This is a genomic window from Terriglobus sp. YAF25 (assembly GCF_052113305.1).
In the GTDB taxonomy this organism is placed as follows: Bacteria; Acidobacteriota; Terriglobia; order Terriglobales; family Acidobacteriaceae; genus Terriglobus.
In genome coordinates, this window is sequence record NZ_JBFRCY010000733.1 from 1 (window position 1) to 2,255 (window position 2,255).

At 58.7% G+C, this 2,255-nt stretch carries 1 protein-coding gene and 1 pseudogene; both read right to left on the reverse strand.

Going from position 1 to position 2,255, the window contains the following annotated elements:
• Positions 1 to 100: 100 nt before the first annotated feature.
• Positions 101 to 1,576, reverse strand: a complete 1,476-nt coding sequence (locus tag AB4043_RS23025) for a M28 family metallopeptidase (RefSeq protein WP_442303308.1) — start codon at positions 1,574 to 1,576, stop codon at positions 101 to 103.
• Between the two features lie 86 nt (positions 1,577 to 1,662).
• Positions 1,663 to 2,255, reverse strand: a pseudogene (locus tag AB4043_RS23030) (TonB-dependent receptor); the annotation flags it as partial.

The window sequence follows — 2,255 nt, forward strand, 5'->3', positions numbered from 1 at the left end:
TTTCCCGGGTTAGCGCGGGCTTGTGCCTCTATGGGCGTTTTCCGGAATGAAAACGCCCATAGAGGCGGAAGCTCTACATCACGCCCGCAGGGAAAACGCTCTACTCGCGACTTGGAACAGGTCCGACCGCCTGGCTGCAGATCCCCGCTGTGGTGCAGGCGCGCACGCCGAAGAAGACGTTGTCCTTTGAAACCGGGAGACGCGTACTGTTCGCATCCTTCCCTGGGAACTGTGTCGCATCCACGACATACTGCCAGTCGTTCACCGTGGTCTCACGCCATACGATCTGGTAGGTCACCGGCTGCGTGTAGCTCTGCGGAGCATCCCACTTCAGAATCGTGTCGTTGTCGAGGTTCGATGTGGTCACACGAACGTTCTGCGGAATGCCGGGCGAATTGGCCAATGTCGCCAATGTCGCGATATTCAGCCTCGCCACCCTGGCGATGTAGTCGAAGTCGTCATACTTCAGCAGGTCGCCATATTCCTTGCCGTTGTCTACACGCACATGCTGGTGCTGGTGATCGAAGTTTTCGCGCCATTCAGTGAAGCGGACTGACGCAAAACCTGCCTCACTGAACGACCGATGATCGCCGCCGCGCAGGAAGCGGTCCAGGCGGAGCTCCATCACCGGATGAAAGGTTCCAGGAAAGTAAGTTCTTCCGACCGCGAGCACCTGGCGCGCGAGCTGACGCGAGGGTGTCTCGTTTTCAGCCCCAATATTCAGTGTCTGCCGGATCTGCTCGATCGGCGCCGACGGCAGAATGCCCTGCGAGAAGACGCGGATCCGCTGCTTGGACTGCAGCTTGTCGCCGGGCGTGGTGTCACCCCCGACAATGTCGTTGTTCAACACGCCTTCAAGCTCCCAGCCTTCTTTGCGGGCCCGTTCTGCGAGATGATGCGATCCGTTAAGGCCCTGCTCTTCACCGGCCACCGTGACAAAGACGAGTGTTGCCGGAAACTTGAGCTTGCTGAGTACGCGTGCTGCTTCCATGGAGACGGCTGTGCCGCTGGAGTCATCATTCGCGCCCGGAGCGAAATCGTGCGTGTTCATCACGTCGGTCTCGCGTGTGTCATAGTGGCCGGTCACCAGGTACATGCGCTTTGACGCGACGGGATCAGTTCCCTTCAGGATGGCGACAACGTTGTGCAGCGGCGTGGGCTTGATGATGCGTGGGCGGCTGTTGTTGAAGCCGGCCTGCGGCTGCTCGACGGACTCGTCAAAGGAGACTTCGAGGCATCCGCCGCACTCCTTGCTGTAGCTCTCGAACTGCGACTTGATCCAGTCAGCAGCGGCCAGCACACCGGTGCCGGGCTTCAGATCGGTCTCGGTAGAGGAGATCGTAGACCGGTTGTTGAACTCGACCAGACGGGTGATGTTGGCTTTGATGCGCTCGGCAGAAACCTGCTTCAGCGCCGCCGTAATCTGTGCATCAATGGGATCAGCCTTGATAGGCGTGCCCACCGCTTCAAAGTCGAGCTTCACAGCGGCTGCCGGGTGCGGCTTCTGTTGTGCAACGAGCAGGCAAGGAAGAGAGAAAATCGTCACCGCCGCAAAGATACCGCGAACCTTCATCATCAAAATACTCCGTCAAGGAAAGTTGAGTTGGCGTGAAAAGCGGCGCCTCGCACCAGGCGAAGCGCCGCACCTGGAAGAAGCAGTATTTAGAAGATGATCTTACCGACGATCTGTAACTGGCGCGAAGAGCCAAGATCGCCGACCGGGAAACGTGTGGACGAAATGATGCCGAAGGTGGTGGAGTTCGCCGAGGTCGTCGGATTTCCGAAGCTCGGGTGGTTGAAGATATCGAACGCGTCGACGCGAAGCTGGAACTTCACCGCCTCATAGATGGTCGTGTTCTTCTCAATCGAGAAATCGGTGTCTGCAAATCCGGGTCCGCGGAGAGCATTGCGAGCCAGGTTGCCGAATCCGGTGGAAGGAAGCTGGAAGATGCAACCAGCGGTCGCCGTGGCGCAGGTTGCCGGATTGAACCACTGCACGGTCGTCGCACTGGGACGGGTAAGACCGTACTGCACCGGAGCCAACAGGTTTGGATGCAGAACATTGGCGGTTCCGGTGAAGGTTGAGGTCGTAGTGACGTTCAACGGATTGCCTGTCTGCCACTGCGAGATGCCCGAAAGCTGCCAGCCTTCCACCAGACGATTGCCCTTGAACGGCAACGCATAGATCGCGTTCATCGAGATTCGGTGCGCCGTGTCATAGTCCGACGGACCGTAGTTCAGGTAAGGCCGGGTTG

Bases quoted from the DNA above. Each gene is read 5' to 3' on its own strand.
- AB4043_RS23025 (WP_442303308.1), bottom strand. From the start codon at position 1,576: ATGATGAAGGTTCGCGGTATCTTTGCGGCGGTGACGATTTTCTCTCTT.